Origin of the sequence: Mesorhizobium sp. CCNWLY176 (genome assembly GCF_037153935.1) — a bacterium.
GTDB lineage: Bacteria > Pseudomonadota > Alphaproteobacteria > Rhizobiales > Rhizobiaceae > Mesorhizobium_M > Mesorhizobium_M zhangyense.
The window spans coordinates 322524-341142 of sequence record NZ_JBBBDZ010000002.1; the positions used below are offsets into that span (position 1 = coordinate 322524).

18 protein-coding genes are annotated in these 18619 nt (G+C 61.1%); 10 read left to right on the forward strand and 8 right to left on the reverse strand.

Going from position 1 to position 18619, the window contains the following annotated elements; translation table 11 throughout:
* Window positions 1-43: 43 nt before the first annotated feature.
* Together WBQ96_RS04460 and WBQ96_RS04465 are read left to right on the forward strand one after the other, a co-directional pair.
* On the forward strand, window positions 44-562 hold the full coding sequence (locus WBQ96_RS04460; protein ID WP_165115402.1) for a DUF1993 domain-containing protein: 519 nt from the start codon (window positions 44-46) through the stop codon (window positions 560-562).
* 22 nt (window positions 563-584) lie between these two features.
* Complete coding sequence (locus WBQ96_RS04465; RefSeq protein ID WP_336547759.1) at window positions 585-2660, forward strand: acetyl/propionyl/methylcrotonyl-CoA carboxylase subunit alpha; 2076 nt, start codon at window positions 585-587, stop codon at window positions 2658-2660.
* An 84-nt stretch (window positions 2661-2744) separates the two neighbouring features.
* On the opposite strand, the gene WBQ96_RS04470 is transcribed toward WBQ96_RS04465, so the two are convergent.
* Both WBQ96_RS04470 and WBQ96_RS04475 read right to left on the reverse strand, forming a co-directional pair.
* A complete protein-coding gene (locus tag WBQ96_RS04470; RefSeq protein WP_336547761.1) occupies window positions 2745-3863 on the reverse strand; it encodes an ABC transporter substrate-binding protein in 1119 nt (372 codons plus the stop codon).
* A gap of 323 nt (window positions 3864-4186) precedes the next feature.
* Window positions 4187-4453 carry a sel1 repeat family protein gene (locus WBQ96_RS04475; RefSeq protein WP_091913932.1) on the reverse strand — a complete coding sequence of 89 codons (267 nt, stop codon included), beginning with the start codon at window positions 4451-4453 and terminating at the stop codon, window positions 4187-4189.
* A gap of 445 nt (window positions 4454-4898) precedes the next feature.
* On the opposite strand from WBQ96_RS04475, the gene WBQ96_RS04480 reads away from it, so the two are divergent.
* Window positions 4899-5240 (forward strand): DUF2147 domain-containing protein, encoded by a 342-nt coding sequence (locus WBQ96_RS04480; protein WP_165115398.1) that lies wholly within the window; start codon window positions 4899-4901, stop codon window positions 5238-5240.
* A 60-nt stretch (window positions 5241-5300) separates the two neighbouring features.
* Here the strand turns inward: WBQ96_RS04480 and WBQ96_RS04485 are convergent, their stop codons facing one another.
* On the reverse strand, window positions 5301-6005 hold the full coding sequence (locus WBQ96_RS04485) for a glutathione S-transferase family protein (protein WP_336547763.1): 705 nt from the start codon (window positions 6003-6005) through the stop codon (window positions 5301-5303).
* Window positions 6006-6373: 368 nt separating this feature from the next.
* Between WBQ96_RS04485 and WBQ96_RS04490 the strand changes: the two genes are divergently transcribed.
* The 3 genes from WBQ96_RS04490 (at window position 6374) to WBQ96_RS04500 (ending at window position 9296) form a co-directional block, all read left to right on the forward strand.
* Window positions 6374-6568 carry a hypothetical protein gene (locus tag WBQ96_RS04490; protein ID WP_165115397.1) on the forward strand — a complete coding sequence of 65 codons (195 nt, stop codon included), beginning with the start codon at window positions 6374-6376 and terminating at the stop codon, window positions 6566-6568.
* 69 nt (window positions 6569-6637) lie between these two features.
* A complete protein-coding gene (locus tag WBQ96_RS04495; RefSeq protein ID WP_165115396.1) occupies window positions 6638-8140 on the forward strand; it encodes an AMP nucleosidase in 1503 nt (500 codons plus the stop codon).
* Between the two features lie 124 nt (window positions 8141-8264).
* Complete coding sequence (locus WBQ96_RS04500) at window positions 8265-9296, forward strand: endonuclease/exonuclease/phosphatase family protein (protein ID WP_336547767.1); 1032 nt, start codon at window positions 8265-8267, stop codon at window positions 9294-9296.
* 11 nt (window positions 9297-9307) lie between these two features.
* Here WBQ96_RS04500 and WBQ96_RS04505 read toward each other — a convergent pair whose 3' ends face one another.
* Both WBQ96_RS04505 and WBQ96_RS04510 read right to left on the reverse strand, forming a co-directional pair.
* The gene (locus tag WBQ96_RS04505; RefSeq protein WP_336547769.1) at window positions 9308-9904 is read right to left on the reverse strand and encodes a DUF922 domain-containing protein; all 597 of its coding nucleotides are present in this window, start codon (window positions 9902-9904) and stop codon (window positions 9308-9310) included.
* A 143-nt stretch (window positions 9905-10047) separates the two neighbouring features.
* A complete protein-coding gene (locus WBQ96_RS04510; RefSeq protein ID WP_336547771.1) occupies window positions 10048-11727 on the reverse strand; it encodes an electron transfer flavoprotein-ubiquinone oxidoreductase in 1680 nt (559 codons plus the stop codon).
* 329 nt (window positions 11728-12056) lie between these two features.
* On the opposite strand from WBQ96_RS04510, the gene WBQ96_RS04515 reads away from it, so the two are divergent.
* From WBQ96_RS04515 to WBQ96_RS04525, 3 genes are read left to right on the forward strand one after another with little or no spacing between them, the layout of a single operon-like run.
* Window positions 12057-12650 carry a hypothetical protein gene (locus tag WBQ96_RS04515; RefSeq protein WP_442920798.1) on the forward strand — a complete coding sequence of 198 codons (594 nt, stop codon included), beginning with the start codon at window positions 12057-12059 and terminating at the stop codon, window positions 12648-12650.
* 35 nt (window positions 12651-12685) lie between these two features.
* Window positions 12686-13576 (forward strand): uracil-DNA glycosylase, encoded by an 891-nt coding sequence (locus WBQ96_RS04520; protein WP_336547775.1) that lies wholly within the window; start codon window positions 12686-12688, stop codon window positions 13574-13576.
* A 32-nt stretch (window positions 13577-13608) separates the two neighbouring features.
* The gene (locus WBQ96_RS04525) at window positions 13609-13965 is read left to right on the forward strand and encodes a hypothetical protein (RefSeq protein WP_336547777.1); all 357 of its coding nucleotides are present in this window, start codon (window positions 13609-13611) and stop codon (window positions 13963-13965) included.
* A 16-nt stretch (window positions 13966-13981) separates the two neighbouring features.
* Here the strand turns inward: WBQ96_RS04525 and WBQ96_RS04530 are convergent, their stop codons facing one another.
* A complete protein-coding gene (locus WBQ96_RS04530; protein ID WP_336547779.1) occupies window positions 13982-14380 on the reverse strand; it encodes a hypothetical protein in 399 nt (132 codons plus the stop codon).
* 140 nt (window positions 14381-14520) lie between these two features.
* On the opposite strand from WBQ96_RS04530, the gene WBQ96_RS04535 reads away from it, so the two are divergent.
* On the forward strand, window positions 14521-15345 hold the full coding sequence (locus tag WBQ96_RS04535; RefSeq protein ID WP_336547781.1) for a helix-turn-helix domain-containing protein: 825 nt from the start codon (window positions 14521-14523) through the stop codon (window positions 15343-15345).
* A 5-nt stretch (window positions 15346-15350) separates the two neighbouring features.
* Here WBQ96_RS04535 and WBQ96_RS04540 read toward each other — a convergent pair whose 3' ends face one another.
* The gene (locus tag WBQ96_RS04540; RefSeq protein WP_336547783.1) at window positions 15351-16301 is read right to left on the reverse strand and encodes a DMT family transporter; all 951 of its coding nucleotides are present in this window, start codon (window positions 16299-16301) and stop codon (window positions 15351-15353) included.
* On the reverse strand, window positions 16298-18607 hold the full coding sequence (locus WBQ96_RS04545) for a xanthine dehydrogenase family protein molybdopterin-binding subunit (protein ID WP_336547785.1): 2310 nt from the start codon (window positions 18605-18607) through the stop codon (window positions 16298-16300). Before WBQ96_RS04545 ends, WBQ96_RS04540 begins: the two co-directional genes overlap by 4 nt.
* Window positions 18608-18619: the final 12 nt, after the last annotated feature.

Here is an 18619-nt window from a genome sequence, read left to right on the forward strand (position 1 = left end):
ACGCGCCGCAGCATCGACACCATCAACAGAACCGCGAGATACCATGTCCCTTTCTCTCTACGACATTTCGATACCCGTCTTCATCACGGCGCTCAAAAACCTGTCGCACAATCTGCGGAAAGGCGAAGCTTATGCTGCCGAGCAGGGAATCGCGGAAGAAGAGCTGACCACCGCCCGGCTCTTTCCCGACATGCTGCCGCTAACCGGCCAGATACAGCGCGCCTCGGATACGGCCCGTTTCGTGGCAGTGCGCGTAGGCCAGATTGAGCCGCGCCCGATGGCGGACAACGAAGTTTCCCTCGCCGATCTTCAGGCCCGCATCGCGGCCACGATCGACTATCTCGGCGCTGTCGCACCCGACAGCATGGATGGCCGCGAGGCCGCCGCGGTGAGCTTCAAGGCCGGAACACGGACACTGGATTTCACCGGCACGAGCTACATTCTGAGCTTTGCGCTGCCCAACTTCTATTTCCACGTAACGACGGCCTACGCCATTCTGCGGCACAAGGGCGTTCCACTCGGCAAGACGGACTTTCTTGCCGGCGGAACCCCCCGTTCATAGACGCCGGCTCCGAGGGATCGCCATGTTCACCAAAATCCTGATTGCCAACCGCGGCGAGATCGCGTGCCGGGTCATCCGCACGGCGCGGCGCATGGGTATTGCCACCGTCGCGGTCTATTCCGACGCCGATGCCAGATCGCTTCACGTCTCGCAAGCGGACGAGGCGGTGCATATCGGCCCCTCGCCCGTCGGTGAAAGCTATCTGCGCGGCGAAAAGATCATCGCCGCCGCCATGGCGACGGGCGCCGAGGCCATCCACCCCGGTTATGGTTTTCTTTCGGAGAACCCGGCTTTCGTCGATCAGGTGACGGCGGCCGGCCTCGTCTTCATCGGCCCATCGGCAGCGTCGATCCGCGCGATGGGCCTGAAGGACGCAGCCAAGCGGCTGATGGAAAAGGCCGGTGTGCCGGTCGTCCCCGGCTATCACGGCGAAGCGCAGGAAATCGTCATTCTCGCCTCCAAGGCGCGCGAGATCGGCTATCCCGTCTTGATCAAGGCGCGCGCCGGCGGCGGCGGCAAGGGCATGCGCAAGGTCGAGCGTCCGGAGGATTTTGCCGAGGCGCTATCGGGTGCACGGCGTGAAGCCAAGGCAGCCTTCGGCGACGACCGGGTGCTGGTGGAAAAATATGTCGACAAGCCGCGCCATATCGAAGTGCAGGTGTTCGGCGACAATCACGGCCACGCGGTGCATCTGTTCGAGCGCGATTGTTCGGCCCAGCGCCGTCACCAGAAGGTCATCGAGGAAGCGCCCGCACCCGGCATGACCGCCGAGATGCGCAAGGCGATGACCGACGCGGCAGTGAAGGCGGCGAAAGCCATCAGCTATTCGGGTGCCGGCACGATCGAGTTCATCGTCGATGCCTCGCAAGGTCTTAAGCCCGACCGCTTCTGGTTCATGGAAATGAACACGCGCCTGCAGGTCGAGCACCCGGTGACGGAGATGATCACCGGCGTCGATCTGGTCGAATGGCAGTTGCGGGCCGCGGCCGGCGAAAAGCTGCCGAAGACGCAACCCGAGATCAAGCTCGACGGCCACGCCTTCGAGGCGCGCATCTATGCCGAAGACCCGGCAAAAGGCTTTCTGCCGGCCATCGGCACGCTGCACCGTCTCGGCTTTCCCATGGCGCCGCCTGCGGGTGCGGAAATGCGCGTAGAGACCGGCGTGCGCGAGGGCGACGCTATCTCACCGTTCTACGATCCGATGATCGCCAAGCTGGTGGTTCATGCAGCGGATCGCGCCGCCGCGTTGAATGCGCTGGGCGAGACGCTGAAGGCCACGGAAATCGCCGGCTCGGTCACCAATGTCGCGTTTCTTGCGGCTCTGGCGGCGGATACGGATTTTGCCAGCGGCGATGTCGACACCGGCCTGATCGAGCGCAAGCAGGCGGCATTGACGGTGATGGCCGTGCCGGACGGTTGCACGATTGCGCTGGCGGCACTTGCCGCATCCGGCATGGGCGAGCAGCAGCCGACCGACGATCCTTGGTCAGCGCTTGCGGGGTATTCGCATTTCCATCCGCTGGCGCGGCGGACGACGCTTCGGTTTGGCGAGGAGGAGTTTGCGGCGAGCGTTTTGGTGAAGCGGGACGGGCGAGTGGCGGTGGAGTTGGACGCACCGGCGCATCCCTCCCCCTTGAGGGGAGGGTCGATCCGCGAAGCGGATCGGGGTGGGGTCGCTGCGGCAGTGCTCGACGTTGGGGCGGTGCCTTCTGATGTAACCCCCTCTGTCGCCTTCGGCGACATCTCCCCCTCAAGGGGGGAGAAAGGCCGCGCCTTCACCCGCTGGCCCGGCCACATCACCGTCTTCGAAGCTGGCCACGCCTTCACCTTCGTCGTTCCCGACCCCTTCGCGCATGCAGCGGATGCCGGCAGCAGCGGTTCCATGCGCGCGCCGATGCCTGGTCTGGTCAAGGTGGTTCGGGCGAGGAAGGATGATGCCGTGATCAAAGGCCAGCCGCTGCTCATCCTGGAGGCGATGAAGATGGAGCACACCATCGCCGCACCGCATGACGGCATCATCGCAGAGATCGCGGAGGAAGGCTCGCAGGTGACCGATGGGACGGTGTTGGTGCGGTTTCAGGAAGAGGCAGGAGCTTAGAGCTGTCTCAGCCTTTGTGCGTCCTTCAAACAAAAATGGCCGGGACAACCCCGGCCATTTTCATTGCATCTGTCCGATAGGTATTTATTGCGCGATCGGCGCGTACTTGCCGTCGTGCCACTGGTTGATGTCGTAGCTGGCGTTCTTGAGATCGCCCTTTTCGTCGAAGGTGACGTCGCCAACAACGGTCTGGATCGGCTGGCCGTTCTTCAGCGCCTCGGCAACCTTCATCGGATCGTCGCTGCCGGCACGCTCGATGCCCTGCGCGAAGGCCTGGATGGTGGCGTAGGAGAACAGGGTGAAGCCTTCCGGCACGAAGCCGCCGGCCTTGATCTTCTCGACGGCTTCCTTGGCTTCAGGCTTGGCCTGCGGGTCGGACGGGAAGACGAACATGGTACCTTCACCGGCCGGGCCTGCAATCTGCCAGAATTCCGGCGAGGCGATCGAGTCCGGCATGATCAGCTGGAACTTGAAGCCCTGCTCGGCCGACTGGCGCAGCATCAGGCCGGCTTCGGGGTGGTAGCCGCCGAAATAGACCACGTCGGCCTTCATTTCCTTCATCTTGGTCACCAGCGCGGAATAATCCTTCTCGCCAGCGTTGATGCCTTCATACATGACCTCCTTGAGGCCGCCTTCGTTCATGGTTGCCTTGACGGCATCCGCCACGCCCTGACCGTAGGCGCTCTTGTCGTGCAGGATGACGACGTTCTTGCCGGCATATTTCTTAGCGATCCACGGGCCGATGAAGGCGCCCTGCGCGTCGTCGCGTGTGTAGAGGCGCATGATCGTCGGCCAGCCCTTCGCTGCCGCATCGTCGGTCAGCACAGGGTTGGACGAAGCCGGGCTCATCATCAGCGCGCCGCTTTCGGCATAGACGGCCGAAGCCGGGATGCTGGAGCCGGAGCAGGCGTGGCCATCGATGAACATGATGCCGTTGGCGACAATGCGGTTTGCCACCGACACGGCCTGCTTCGGATCGCAGACGTCGTCCTCGACCGAGATCTTGATCTGGCGGCCCATCACGCCGCCCTTTTCGTTGATCGCCTTGGCGGCAGCCTCGGCGCCCTGCCGGAACTGATCGCCGATATTGGCAAGCTGGCCGGTCATCGGTCCGACGACAGCAAAGGTGATGTCGTCAGCGTAAGCCGACGCCGACATCATGAGGCCGGCAAAGACCGCGCCCAGAAGTGTTTTCTTGATCATTTTCGTTTCCTCCACGGCGTCGCCCTCGACGCCGAAAGGCAATCTGATATCTCAGGCGAATGGCAAAGGCCACTCGCCAGATCGGCGATCCGGCAAGGCCAGCGGAGAAGATCGTGGAAAAATGAAAAAGCCGCGCCAGTGTGTTTCCACCGGTCACGGCTTTTGCTGGTTCGCATTGCGGTCCCTGTTTTACCACAAAACGCTGTAGTCGCCCGTTTTCGACATGCGCGGCTGGCCCGCCTCCAAGCTGCCGCGTTCTTTCTATTGAGACCCAGCCGTCTGCGCGGCTTGAGCCCTTGAATTCATATCCTGGCCTGCACTTATCAGTGCATGGTCATCCATTCGCGAGCTTCGCGAAGGGCCCTGGCGATTTCGAGCTTCGACATCGAAGCCGAAAGTTCGGAGCGCAGTTCCGCGGCGCGGGCCGAGCCCTTGATCGCGGCGATGTTGAACCATTTGTGGGCGGCGATGGTGTCGACTTCACAGTCGCGGCCAGTCGCATACATCATGCCCAGTTCAAAAAGGATATCGGCCTGGGCGGTTGTTCCCATCGTGCCGAACCCGGCTTCAAGCATTTCAAAACGTGCCATTTCGAAGGTCCCTGTCCGTTGCTGGAAGCCCGCCTCTTTTGTCGTCCTGGGCTGCTCTTCCGATGCTTCGTAGAATGAACCTGAGCCTTGAATCCGTCGTTAAATCACGTGCTTAATTTGGCGCAAACAAAGTTCAAACAAGAGGTAAACGCCTGAATTTGTTAAGGATAGCGATGCGGGAATTCCGGGCTTTCTCAGAAAATTTGAAGAAAATGCGAGTGGTGGAACGAAACCCTTCCGTAACCACGAAAACCGGTCGCATCAGAGCGGAAGATGAAAATCAGGCAGTTGCGGGCCGTTTTGCCACCGCAAAAAACCTGCTTTCCTTCCGCAAGGACACCGCTTTTGTTTTTCCGGCGACTGGATTAGCTTACGTTTGCGTAAGCGGCGGAATGGCGGGAGAGAGCAGGCCGGACCGATAGACGCTCAAAAAGGGAGGACATCTATGTTTCGTAAGATGAGCATGGCAATTGCGGCGACGCTTTTGATGGCTGGTGCGGCCTATGCCGATCCGATCGAAGGCAACTGGAAGACAAAGAGCGGCGACACGGCGGCGATCGCCAGCTGCGGCGGCGGCTTCTGCATCACGTTGAAGACAGGCAAATATGCCGGCAAGTCGATCGGCAAGATGAGCGCCAGCGGCAGCAATCAATATTCCGGCTCGATCACCGACCCGGCAGACGACAAGACCTATTCCGGGTCAGGAACGCTTTCGGGCGCGAAGCTCAACATGACCGGCTGCGCGCTCAAGATTTTCTGCAAGACGCAGGTCTGGTCGAAACTCTAGGCTTTTCCAGAATGTTGCGATCGATGCCGGGAACGTCCCGGCATCGATGCGACAAAAATATCAGGCGCGGGCTTTCTGCCCAAACAGCACTTTCTGAGCTTCCTTGTCGTCGGCGAGATTGCGCCGATGATCTTCACCGACAGTTATCGCCTTCTGGACGGCGGGCCGCGCCAGAATGACATCAAACCAGCGCTTCAGATTCGGGAAATCCTCGATCTCCTGGCCCTGGTTCTTATAGGGCCTCACCCAGCCGATGCTGGCCATGTCCGCGATCGAGTAATCGCCGGCGAGGAATTCGCGGTCAGCAAGGCGCTTGTTCATCACGCCGTAGAGCCGGTTGACCTCATTCGTGTAGCGGTCGATGCCGTACTGGATCTTCTCCGGTGCATATTGCCGGAAATGATGCGCCTGGCCTGCCATCGGCCCGAGACCACCCATCTGCCAGAACAGCCACTGATCGACCTCGACGCGCAGGCGCTCGTCGGCGGGGTAGAACTTGCCGAATTTCCGGCCGAGATATTGCAGGATCGCGCCAGACTCGAAGACGGAGATCGGCTCGCCGCCGGGTCCCTCGGGATCGACGATGGCCGGCATGCGGTTGTTGGGTGCGATTTTCAGGAATGACGGCTCGAACTGCTCGCCCTTGCCGATGTTCACATATTTGACCGTGTAGGGAACGCTGAGTTCCTCAAGCATGATCGTGATCTTCCAGCCATTTGGTGTCGGCCAATAGTGGAGTTCGATCGGCTTGGTCTGCGTCGTCATGAGAGGGTTCTCCGTTTCGGGAATGCTTTCAGCACATAGGCAGACAGCGGCGAAACACAAGCCAACAAACCGAACACGTCGATTAATAAAATTGAACCGAAGATGAACGCCCGTCTCAGAGGTCGTTCAGCCGCGCTCGGGCATTCTCCGCGTCATTGAAGGAGACACCCAATGCTTGCTCGCCGGTTCACCATAGTCTGCCTGCTGATGACCCTGTTCGGAATGACCTTTTCCATCCTGGTTGCGCAGGCAAACCGATCGACCCGGTCCTGGGAACAGGGAATGACCAGGCTCTGCTCGAACGATCCGACCTGCATCACAAGCTTCCGTCCGTAACCAGACCACCGCACCAGAAAAGCGCCACGTCCATGAACAAGATCGCCGCCACCTCGATGAATACCCTTCGGCTCCTGCCGCGGGCGGCGCTCATCCTGGCCATGCTGGCAGCTCCGGTGCTGGCCGTTCCTGCAGCCCGCGGCTCGACCGGCACGACGATCGAAGCCCCGGCACACAAGAAGGTCGGCGCGGGGTTCGTCCTGCTCCTGAGCCTGCAGCGCGGCTGACCAATAAAAAAGTGCAGGCTGACCCAGTCGTCCCCCTCCCAAGGTTGGAAGAACTCTCTATATTGGGTCATGGAAAAGAGAATCTACCCAGAACCCATTGAATTGATTGCCAGCCCGGAACCTTACGGGCTGCATAGCTTTAACGATGCCAACGAGGCCGTTGCGGCGCTCCAATTCCTTTACAGTCGAAACACCGCATTTTTGCGGGACTCCTTCACCGCCCTTGCAAATGGCGGTGATCTAAACAGGCGATATCGCGCCTTCTACCCCGAAGTCGGGGTAACGACGGCTTCCTACACGCAGGTCGATTCCCGCCAGGCCTACGGACATATGCCCTTGCCGGGCCATTATGCGACGACCATCACCCGCCCCGATCTGTTCGAAAGCTATCTCCTCGAGCAGCTTGGCATGATCATGCGAAACCACGGCGTGGTGATCACCGTATCGGAATCGGGAACGCCGATCCCGTTGCATTTTGCATTCCTCGAGGGCACCCATGTCGATGGATCGATTGCGGACCGCATCAAACGCCCGATCCGCGACCTGTTCGATGTGCCGGACCTCGACGGTACCGACGACCATATCGCCAACGGCACCTTCGAGTCCTTGCCGGGCGACACGCGCCCGCTTGCGCCTTTCACCGCTCAGCGCATCGACTACTCGCTGCACCGCCTGTCGCACTACACGGCGACGGCGCCGAACCATTTCCAGAATTTCGTGCTGTTCACCAACTACCAGTTTTACATCGACGAGTTCTGCGTCTACGCGCGGGACCTGATGGCTAGCGGTGGCGGCGGCTACGAAGAATTCGTGGAGCCCGGCCATGTCATCACCAAAGCCGGGGAAAACAGGCCATCCGAGGGCGCGACGCCCCCGCGCATGCCGCAAATGCCGGCATATCACCTGAAGAAGGCCGGCCATGCCGGCATCACCATGGTCAATATCGGCGTCGGACCCTCCAACGCCAAGACGATCACCGACCATGTCGCGGTGCTGAGGCCGCATGCCTGGCTGATGCTCGGCCACTGCGCCGGCCTGCGCAACACGCAGGCGCTGGGCGACTATGTGCTGGCGCATGCCTATGTGCGCGAGGACCACGTTCTCGACGACGATCTTCCGGTCTGGGTTCCCATCCCGCCGTTGGCCGAAATCCAGGTGGCGTTGCAGGAAGCGGTCGCCGAGGTGACTGGGCTTTCCGGCTATGAACTCAAGCGCATCATGCGCACCGGCACGGTCGCGACCATCGACAACCGCAACTGGGAACTGCGTGACCAGCGCGGGCCGGTTCAGCGGCTGTCGCAGTCACGGGCGATCGCGCTGGACATGGAATCGGCCACGATCGCGGCGAACGGCTTCCGGTTCCGCGTGCCCTACGGAACGCTGCTCTGTGTTTCCGACAAGCCGCTGCATGGCGAGCTGAAACTTCCCGGCATGGCCAGCGAATTCTACAAGCGGCAAGTGGCACAGCATCTCACCATCGGCATCCGGGCAATGGAGAAGCTGGCCGAGATGCCGATGGATCGCCTGCATTCGCGCAAGCTTCGCAGTTTTTCGGAGACAGCATTTCAGTAGGAAATCGAGGCCGGAAGGTCTCGGCCACGCCACCTAAAGAAAAATTGCGATAATCCACCCGGGCGAAGGGCCTCGCCCGATTGCATATCTTGAATGAGCCGCATTCTTGTCGATAAGGACGGGAATGAGCACAAACGACATACGAAACAAGCTGACCACGGGGGCGTTCATAGCCGTCCTCGCGCTTTCGCTTCCCCTGATTGCCGGCTTCTTCGGGAGGCTGCATCCGGTTTTCGATTCCTTCGCTCATTTCCGCGTCCATCTTGCGGTGCTGATGGCGATTGCCGCGCTTCCCTTGCTTGCGAGCAAGTATCGGAAGGAAGGTGCGACAGCATTGCTGCTGGCGGTTGCAGCTTTCGCGACGACATCGAGTTCCCTCGGTCTCGGCACGGTGCACGCCGGCGGCTTCCAGCCCAAGAGCGACGAGCAACCGACCTATAAATTGCTGCAGCTCAATCTTCGCTACAACAATGCCGAGCCGAACAAGGTGCTGTCGCTGATCGGACGCCTCCGGCCGGACGTGGTGACGCTGGAAGAAGTTTCCGACATGTGGAAGGAGAAACTGGCGCTGCTGTCGTCAGCATATCCCTACAGCATCATCTGCCCCTACCCCAACCGCGTCTTCGGCGTTGCGATCCTGTCGAGCCGGCCGATGGCCGACGGAGCCGAGGCGAATTGCTACGAACGCGGCTCGTTCGCGGTCGCCCCGGTCAATTTCAGCGGCAAGACTGTGGAGGTAGCGGCACTTCATCTTGGCTGGCCGTGGCCGTTCGAACAGTCGCGGCAGATTTCTGCAGTGGCCCAGCCGTTGTCGCTGCTTGGCGGCACCGCGTTGCTGGCCGGTGATTTCAACGCGACGCCGTGGAGTGCCGCGACCGCACGCGTCGGAAAACTCGGCGATCTCACCATGGTACCGTCAGTGGGGCCGACATGGCAGTCATGGCGGCTGCCGGAGTTTCTCCGCTTTGCCGGACTGCCAATTGATCAGGTTTTTCACAAGGGCGACGTGATCGTGAACTCCGCCCATACGCTGGCGGAGGCAGGCTCGGACCACCTGCCCGTTCTGGTAGAGTTCTCGCTTAAGCCGACTGAAAAAGAGCAGGAGACCGTTACCGCGACCGTCTCCGCCGGAAAAACCGACCTGCCGAACGGCTGAGGTCCCGAACCTTATTTCTGCTTGGCAGTCAGCAATGCGAGCATGCCATCGACGTTGCCGCCATAGTGGTGTTCTTTGGCGTCGAACTGCCGTTGCTTGCCTTCATACGCTGACTCGACACCGCGGACACGGCGCAGCCGCTCCAGGTTCGACTTCGAACAATCGGGATCGTTGTCGTTGGCGATACCAGCCACCGCTTTTTCCGCGGCATCGACCATTTCACGCGCTATGCGGCCGTGCGTTTCTTCATGCATGCGCACGCTGTCCATGAATTTGGCCCAGCGTTTCTGCAGGTCGGGCGACATCCCGCCCTTCACCCAGGGATAGCGATACGTGATGTAAAGCGTCGCGCCTGGGTTCGTCACGCGGCATCCGCCGCCTGATTTGTCCCACCTGGTGTTCCAGCGAAGCGAGTAGCGCGTCTGCGCCATGGCATGCACCATGTAGCCCTTCTTGGGGCCGGTTCGCTTCATGGCTGCAAGCAATTCTTCCCCGGTCTTGCCGGTGATCGTGTAGTTTTCCTTCATGACGACTACGTTCGACCCCGCCGAGGCGGCATTGGTGAGGCCGAAAAGGGCGGCAAGCACTGCTACTCCAACACAACGCATGGCTTTGCTCCAGCAAGGAGCCAAGCCAAGCACATCGCCAAGGCGATTTCAACAATTTGTGAACCATAACGGCACAATTCATGTTGCGCCGTTCGCACCGCCGTCATTTACGGCGGTTTCCCACAGTCACCGAAATATGACCGTCACATGCTGGTATAAACCGGACCCTCTCCGCCCTGCGGCGGCACCCAGTTGATGTTCTGGTTCGGGTCCTTGATATCGCAGGTCTTGCAGTGGACGCAGTTCTGCGCGTTGATGACGAAGCGCACATCCTTCTCCGCCGGGTCGGCGGCAGCGTTGCCATCCTTGTCGACCCATTCGTAGACGCCGGCCGGGCAGTAGCGCGTCGACGGACCGGCGAAGACGTCATGCTCCGAGCGCTCCTGCAAGGCCATGTCCTTGACCTGAAGATGGACCGGCTGGTCTTCCTCATGGTTGGTGCTGGACAGGAACACGGAAGACAGACGGTCGAAGGTCAGGACGCCGTCCGGCTTGGGATAGGCAATCTTCTTGTGCTTGGCAGCGGGCTCGAGGGTGGCATAGTCGGCCTTGCCATGCTTTAGCGTGCCGAAAGGCGAGACGCCGAACAGCGTGTTCAGCCACATGTCGAGACCGCCGATGCCGACGCCGATGATGGTGCCGAACTTCGACCACAGCGGCTTGACGTTGCGAACGCGCTTGAGATCCTTGCCGATGTCGGAGGCGCGCCACTCGTTTTCATAACCGACTAGTTCGTCATTGGTGCGGCCCTCGGCAATGGCGGCAGCCGCATGTTCGGCGGCCTGCATGCCCGAAAGCACGGCGTTGTGCGAACCCTTGATGCGCGGCACGTTGACGAAACCTGCGGCGCAGCCGATCAGCGCGCCGCCCGGGAAGGAAAGCTTCGGCACCGACTGCCAGCCGCCTTCGGTGATCGCACGCGCACCATAGGAAATGCGCTTGGCGCCCTCGAAGACGCCACGGATCGCCGGATGCGTCTTGAAGCGCTGGAATTCCTCGAAGGGTGACAGATAGGGGTTCTTGTAATTCAGGTGGACGACGAAGCCGACGGCGACCTGATTGTCTTCCAGATGATAAAGGAACGAACCGCCGCCCGTCTTCATGTCGAGCGGCCAGCCGAAGGAGTGCTGCACCAGGCCGGGCTTATGGTGCTCCGGCTTGACCTGCCACAATTCCTTGAGGCCGATGCCGTATTTGCCAGGTTCACGGCCTTCGTCGAGCTTGTATTTGGCGATGACCTGCTTGGACAGCGATCCCCGAGCACCCTCGCCCAGCAGCACATATTTGCCGAGCAGCGCCATGCCGGGCGCAAAAGCGGGCCCATGCGAGCCATCGCGCTCGACGCCCATGTCGCCGGTGATGACGCCGGTCACCGCGCCGGCATCGTTGTAGGTCAGGCTGGCAGCGGCAAAGCCCGGATAGATCTCGACCCCCAGCGCTTCGGCATGACCGGCCAGCCAGCGGCAGACATTGCCGAGCGAGACGATGTAGTTGCCGTGATTGTTCATCAGCGGCGGCATCAGGAAATTCGGCAGGCGGACCGACCCGGCAGGTCCAAGCACCAGGAAATGGTCGTCGGTCACTGCGGTCTTGAAGGGATGGCCCTCTTCCTCGCGCCAGCCGGGCAGCAAGCGGTCGATGCCGATCAGATCGACGACAGCGCCCGAGAGGATATGCGCGCCGACCTCACCGCCCTTTTCGAGAACGACGACGGAAAGCTCTGGATTGATCTGTTTCAGCCGTATCGCAGCGGCAAGGCCAGCCGGCCCTGCGCCGACGATGACCACATCGAATTCCATGCTTTCGCGTTCGATCTCGCTCATCCAAACCTCCGCACTGGCTTTTGCCCATCAGGCAATTCTTGCTGGCTTCAGCGTTCCCTTAGCGCATCCGATAGCAACGCGAAACCGCGCAACTGTCATATTCACATTGCGGATTTTGCCAAGCGTCGCGATTGCCGCAGTCAAATTATATGACGTTAACGTAAACGTCAATTATTGCGTCGAGATGCTTTGCAACAAAGCACTGAACATCGCTGCTTTCATGGATTTTCGTCGGCGCAGTTCTCGGTCATACTGACCGGATGCGGAAGGCTGAGATTTTCCGGTCCGTATCGTGGTTCCTGAGCGCGGCTTGCCGTGATTTGCTGTGCATTCTCGCTCCTGCCCTGCTTCTGTTGTGTGTCGGCGCGATCGGGGCCAATGCGCAGGAGGAAAAACCGGAAGCCAAGCGCTGGCTTGCCGGCGCCTACTCCTTCTCCGACGAACTCGGCGGGTTCAAGATACGGGCGATAGGCGGAACGGGAACCCGGGAAGACCCGATCGTCATCGAAGAGGAACTGGTCTCGGCAAGTCCGGTGACGATGGTCATCCGCACCACCAAGCCGATCCGCCCGTTCGACTTCTCCGGCAAGTATGCCAACGGCTTCATGCATCTGAAACTGATCATCTGGAACGGCAGCGAGCAGGCCTGGATCGAGGTCGAGTTCGAACTTCAGGAGATACTCGGTCAGGCGAGCCTGTTCGGCGACGGGCTCTCCTTCGATCAGAGACGCACCGATTCCAAGAACATCTATTCGGACAGCTTTGCAGACTTCAGCCGGGACTTCGAGCCTTATGACCGGCTGCTTTACCGGAACGGCAAGGTGGACCCGCGCCAATCTGCTTCATTCGGCTTCCTCATCAGCGACTATACGCCGAAGCGGCAATTTTATCTGGTACAGGACCCGCGCATTCCCTCGACCTGACTTGCTTTCGCAGCCGCCACGGAAGAATGTAGGACATGACTTCCATCGCCAGACAGGATCCGCCGGGACTTGCCGAGCTTTTCGCCTTTTATGCGGAGGCAGGCGCTTACGACGCGCTGACGGAAGAACCCGTTGACCGCCTCGCGGAGGGCGCTCGGGCGGCGCAAGCCGCGCAGCCACCGGCACAAGCCGCCGCACGACAGGCTGCCGATTCCGAGCCCGCTCCCTCGGCTGCTCCACGCGCACCGTTTCGCGACCAGCAGGCAAGCCCGGCCCCCCGGCCGGCAGCGACCGCCGCCGTGCCTGACGAGGCGCAGGCGGCACTTGCCCGTGAACTCGCCGGCAATGCAGCCACGCTCGACGAATTGCGCCAGCACATGGCTGCATTCGATGGCTGCAATCTGAAATTCACCGCCAAGAGCATGGTGTTTGCCGATGGCAACCCGGACGGCGCGGTAATGCTCGTCGGCGAGGCGCCGGGACGCGACGAGGACATCGAGGGCCTGCCCTTTGTCGGGCGTTCGGGCCAGTTGCTCGACCGCATACTGGCCGCAATCGGCCTCGACCGGACAAACGTCTATATCGCCAATGTCATTCCCTGGCGGCCGCCCGGCAATCGCACGCCGACGCCGCATGAAACCGAAATCTGCCGCCCGTTCATTGAACGGCAGATCGAACTGGCCAATCCGAAACTGCTGGTGACGTTGGGTGGCCCGTCCGCAAAGACGCTGCTCAACACCACCGAGGGCGTTTTGCGGCTGCGCGGCAACTGGCGTTCGCACACGACGAAAGCCGGGACGGTCATTCCCGCCATGCCGACGCTGCACCCGGCCTATCTCCTGAGAAATCCCGCCCACAAGAAACTTGCGTGGCGGGACTTTCTCGAAGTGAAAGCCAGGCTTGCAGCGACGGCGCATTTCAAATGAGCTTAGGAGCGGTACTTTCGAGGCGGTCTTTGGTGACGGCAAGTCTTGCCGTTGCCGTCAATTTGCGCACGGCTGGCTTCGCGAGAAGCGGAAGTACGATATTTACGATTATGAGAGCCACGTCTGCATTCGACAGCGGCGCCGGCTGGAACGTCTTGGAAATTGAACTTCAGGACGGAAAAGCCTTAGCGGAATTCACCGGTAGCAATATTGGCAAGAAAGTAGTCATTAGCTTCAATGGCGGACATTTGGCATCGCCATTCGTATATGAACCTATCAGCGACGGTAAGCTTTGGCTTTCTCCCTTTGAAAAAGAGGAACTAGAGCGGCTGGTAGAGCAGCTTTCACGGAAAGGGGCAGCACTCCAGATTGAAGTGCTGCCGAACTGACGACGAGGTTCCGCAGCTAGGCTGCCTTCATACTGGCGCGGCGCATTCCGATGAACTGCAATTCGGCGAACAGAGCCACGGCAACCGCCTGGGCGCTGACGAAGGCTATACCGAGTGCCGTGGGCGAGACCAGACCGGAAACAAGCAGACCAAAGCTGGCTACGACCCAGAGCACGTTGATGCCGATGATGTCGATCAAGGTCATCCGCGCCAGCGTCTCGCGCCGGGCCGCCACGACCAGAAACGCAACGAACGGCACGAGCACCGCACCCGACCAGAAAAGAAGGTCGGCAGGCAGGCCGAGCCACGGCGAGAGAAAAGAAGCCCCGCCCATCGCCAGAATGGCCGTCGCGCCACTGGCGACCGCATCGAGCAGCAGGGCATTGCGAAGGAAGGGCGAAACAGTGATGGTCATGGTTCTTCTCCAGCTTTGAAAGCGTTGGTGCTTCGGACGTCCATCGCCCTGAGCTGACCGAACCATGCCCGCCGGAAAGCCGCCCGGCGATTACGCTGGAGGTAATAGAATTGCCAACGCGCCTCGCCTAAGGTGACGCCATGACAACGCAACAACCTTCCACCGCCGGCTCCCTCATTCGCGAATGGCGCACCCGCCGCCGCATGAGCCAACTCGACCTCGCCGCAGAGGCGGATATTTCGCAACGCCATCTGAGCTTTGTGGAGAGCGGCCGGGCCAAACCTTCGCGCGAGATGGTGCTGCATCTGGCGGAGCAACTCGATATCCCGCTGCGCCAGCGCAACCAATTGCTGCTGGCCGCAGGCTTTGCGCCGAGTTTCAGCGAAAGGGCGCTCGGTGACACATCCTTGGCTCCGGCAATGGCGGCAGTGGAACTGGTGCTGAAAGGGCATGAGCCCTTCCCCTCTATAGCGGTCGACCGAAACTGGAATCTGGTCGCGAGCAATGCCGCCATCGCGCCGCTTCTGGCAGATATTGCGGATCAGACTTTGCTGACGCCGCCGGTCAATGTGCTGCGGCTAAGCCTTCATCCAAAGGGGCTCGCGCCGCGCATCGTCAATCTGCATGAATGGAGCACGCATCTGATCGAGCGCCTCAAGCATCAGGTCGATGCTTCCGGCGACGCGACGCTGGCCGAACTGGAGCGCGAACTGCGGACCTATCCAAGCGGCCCGCCGAATTCGCGGCCGACCCACCCCGACATTGCAGCAATTGCTCTTCCGCTGCGGCTGCGGATGGGCAGGGACATACTGTCGTTCATCGGCACGATCACCGTGTTCGGCACACCACTCGATGTGACGCTGTCGGAACTGGCGATCGAATCCTTCTTCCCTGCGGACGAGGAGACAGGCGCCCTCCTCCAGAGGCTGGCGGCGGAGCGCGGTGCCGCGCCAAAGCCTTCCTGAATCGATCAGGCCGGCGGCGGTGAAGCCTTGCTTGCCGCCTTGCGCTCCAATCCGAGCCGCTGTTCGCGCCAGATGATGAAAATGCCGGCACCGACGACGATCAGGCCGCCGATCAGCATATGGATCGTTGGAACATCTCCGAAAGCGAAATAGCCGACAGCGATGCCAAGGATCATCGAGGTGTATTCGAACGGAGCGACCGTGGAGACTTCGGCGTGGCGATAGCCTTCGGTCATGAGCAACTGCGCGAGACCACCGCAAAGACCTGACCCGATCAGGAGCGCGGCCTGCGTACCGGTCAGCGACGCCCAGCCGAAAGGATAAGTCACAAGCGATATGACCGTGGCCGTCAGCGAAAACCAAAGCACGATTGTGCCGGTTCTTTCGGTGTGGACAAGGCTGCGCACCAGGATCAAGGCCACCGCCGAGACTGCAGCGGCGGCAAGGGCCGCGATCACGCCAAGCGCCTCTTCATTGCCCATGGCTCCACCGCCGCTGAAAAGCGTGAGCGTGGGCCAGGAAATGATGAGCACGCCGACCAGGCCGACGACGACCGCGCTCCATCGGAAAACACGTATGGTCTCGCGGAGGAAGATCGCGCTGAACACGACAACTAGCAATGGCTGCGCATAGTTCAACGTGATCGCTTCCGGCAGCGGCAGGCGGGTGAGAGCAAAGAAGCCCAGCGCCATGGACGTAACGCCGACCATGCCCCGCGCCATATGGTTGAAAGGGCGCGCGGTGTGAAAGGCAGTGCGCAACTCGCCGCGAAACCCCAGAAAAACGAGGATCAGCAACATGGCGAAGAACGAGCGAAAAAAGACGATCTGCCCGCTCGGCAACGGCCCTGCCGCCTTGATCAGCGACGACATGGCCACAAAGACAGCGACCGACGAAACCTTGAAGGCAATGCCGGTCAGCGGGCTGCTGGCCCGCCTCCCCCCAGATGAATTCACTTTGTAGCCGATGCTTCCTGAATTGTTGCCCAGATACGCGCAGGCGTTGCCGGCATCTCGATATGACCGATGCCATAAGCCCGGTAAAGAGCATCTGCAACGGCATTGAGCGCAGCCGGCGTCGAACCAATGGTGCCGGCCTCGCCCGCCCCTTTGATGCCGAGTGCATTTGTGGTCGAGGGCACGTTGCGGGTTTCAAAATGGAAGGATGGCACGTCGTCGGCGCGGGGCACGGCATAGTCCATGAAGCTCGCGGTCAGCAACTGGCCGTCCTCGCCATAGACGGTGTTTTCCGTCAGCGCCTGGCCGATGCCCTGGACCACGCCGCCATGGACCTGGCCGGCAAGCAGGATGGGGTTCACGGTGACGCCGAAATCGTCAACGATGGTGTAGCCGACGATTTCCGTGGCGCCCGTATCGGGATCGATCTCGACCTCGCAGATATGGGTGCCGTTGGGATAGGTGCACTCATCCTGAAGGAACTCGCCAAAACCCTTGAGATCGTCAGGTTTCTTCGCCGCCTTGGCGACGGCGGAGAAATCGATCGTGCGGTCGGTGCCGACGATGCGGGCGAAGCCGTCGGCGAGCTTGATGTCTCCGGCGGAGGCTTCCAGTTCGTCCGCCGCGATGCGCTTGATCTTTTCGGCCAGATCCTCACCCGCACGTGCGGCCGATACGCCGCCGAGCGGAATGGAGCGCGAGCCGCCCGTGCCGCCACCCGCTTTCAACTCGTCGGTATCGCCCTGCCGAACATGGATCTTGTCGATGTCGAGGTTGAGCTTTTCGGAGATGAACTGGGCGTATGCCGTCGCATGGCCCTGCCCGTTGGTCTGGGTGCCGATCTTCAGCGTCACCGTGCCATCGCCGTTCAGTTCGACGAAAGCCGGTTCCGAGCCCGGAAAGGCGCAAGCCTCGATATAGGTCGCCATGCCGACACCGCGGATTTTTCCGTTCGCCTTCGACTGATCGAGGCGTTTGGGGAAAGTCTTCCACCCGGCCCGCTCGATCGCGGCATTCATATGGCCTTCGAACTCGCCGGTATCGTAAAGCCGGCCGGTGGCCGTGCGGTATGGCATCTGTTCGGGACGGATGAAGTTGCGCCTGCGGATTTCGGCGGCCGAAATGCCGATCTCGTTTGCGCAAACGGAAACCAGCTTCTCCAGAAGGAACGCGGCTTCCGGCCGGCCGGCACCGCGATAGGCGTCCACCGGGCAGGTGTTGGTGTAGAGGCCGGTCACGGAAACATCGAGCGCCTGGATATCGTAGACGCCGGTCGACATGGTGATGCCGACATAGGGAATGAACGGGCCGTATTGCGAAATGTAAGCGCCGATATTGGCCAGCAGATTGACGCGCATGCCGAGAAAGCGGCCATCCTTGTCCATCGCCATTTCGGCGGTTACGACATTGTCGCGGCCTTGCGCGTCAGTGAGGAAATGCTCGGTGCGGTCGCCGGCCCATTTGACCGGGCGGCCAAGCCGCTTTGCCGCTTCCAGCACCAGCGCGTGCTCGCGGTAGACGAAACTCTTCGGACCAAAGCCGCCGCCGACGTCCGGCGTGACCACGCGCAACTGGCTCTTTTCGATGCCGAAGAGGTTCGCAAGGATGTACTGCATCGAATGCACGCCCTGCGAGCCCGTGGTCAGCACGAAGCGGTTTTCGTCGGACTTCCACTCACCGATAGCAGAGCGAGGCTCCATGTAATTGCAGACGAGGCGATTGTTGACGAAGTCGATGCGCGTGAATTTTGTGGCCTTGGCGAAAGCCGCATCGCTCTTGGCCTTGTCACCCATGTGATAGCTGAACGCCCGGTTGGAGCCGAGTTCCGGCCAGACCAGCGGCGTTTCAGGATCGAGCGCGGTCGCTGTCGCGCCGGCAGCGTCCTCGCCGTCATAGTCGATCTCGATCAGTTCGGCCGCGTCCTGCGCCAGCGCCCGGCTGTCGGCCACGACGAAGGCCACGGCATCGCCGACATAATTCACCCGGTCGCGGCAGAGGATCGGGATATCGCGGGTCGGCGCGCGCGTGCCATCCGGCTGCGGCTGCATGACGCCGGATTTGAGATCGCCGAGATGGGCGAGGTCTGCGCCGGTGAGCACGAGATACACGCCCGGTGCAGCTTTGGCAGCTTCCACCGACGCTATCGTGAACGTCGCCTTGGCCGTGGGCGACCGCAGCACGTATCCATGCAGCAGGCCCTCCGGCGCGATGTCGTCGGTGTAGCGACCGGCCCCGGTGATGAAAGCCCGGTCCTCGACGCGCAAGACAGATGCGCCCATCCCGAATTTCGGAGTGACGATGGTCATGATTGCCCCGCA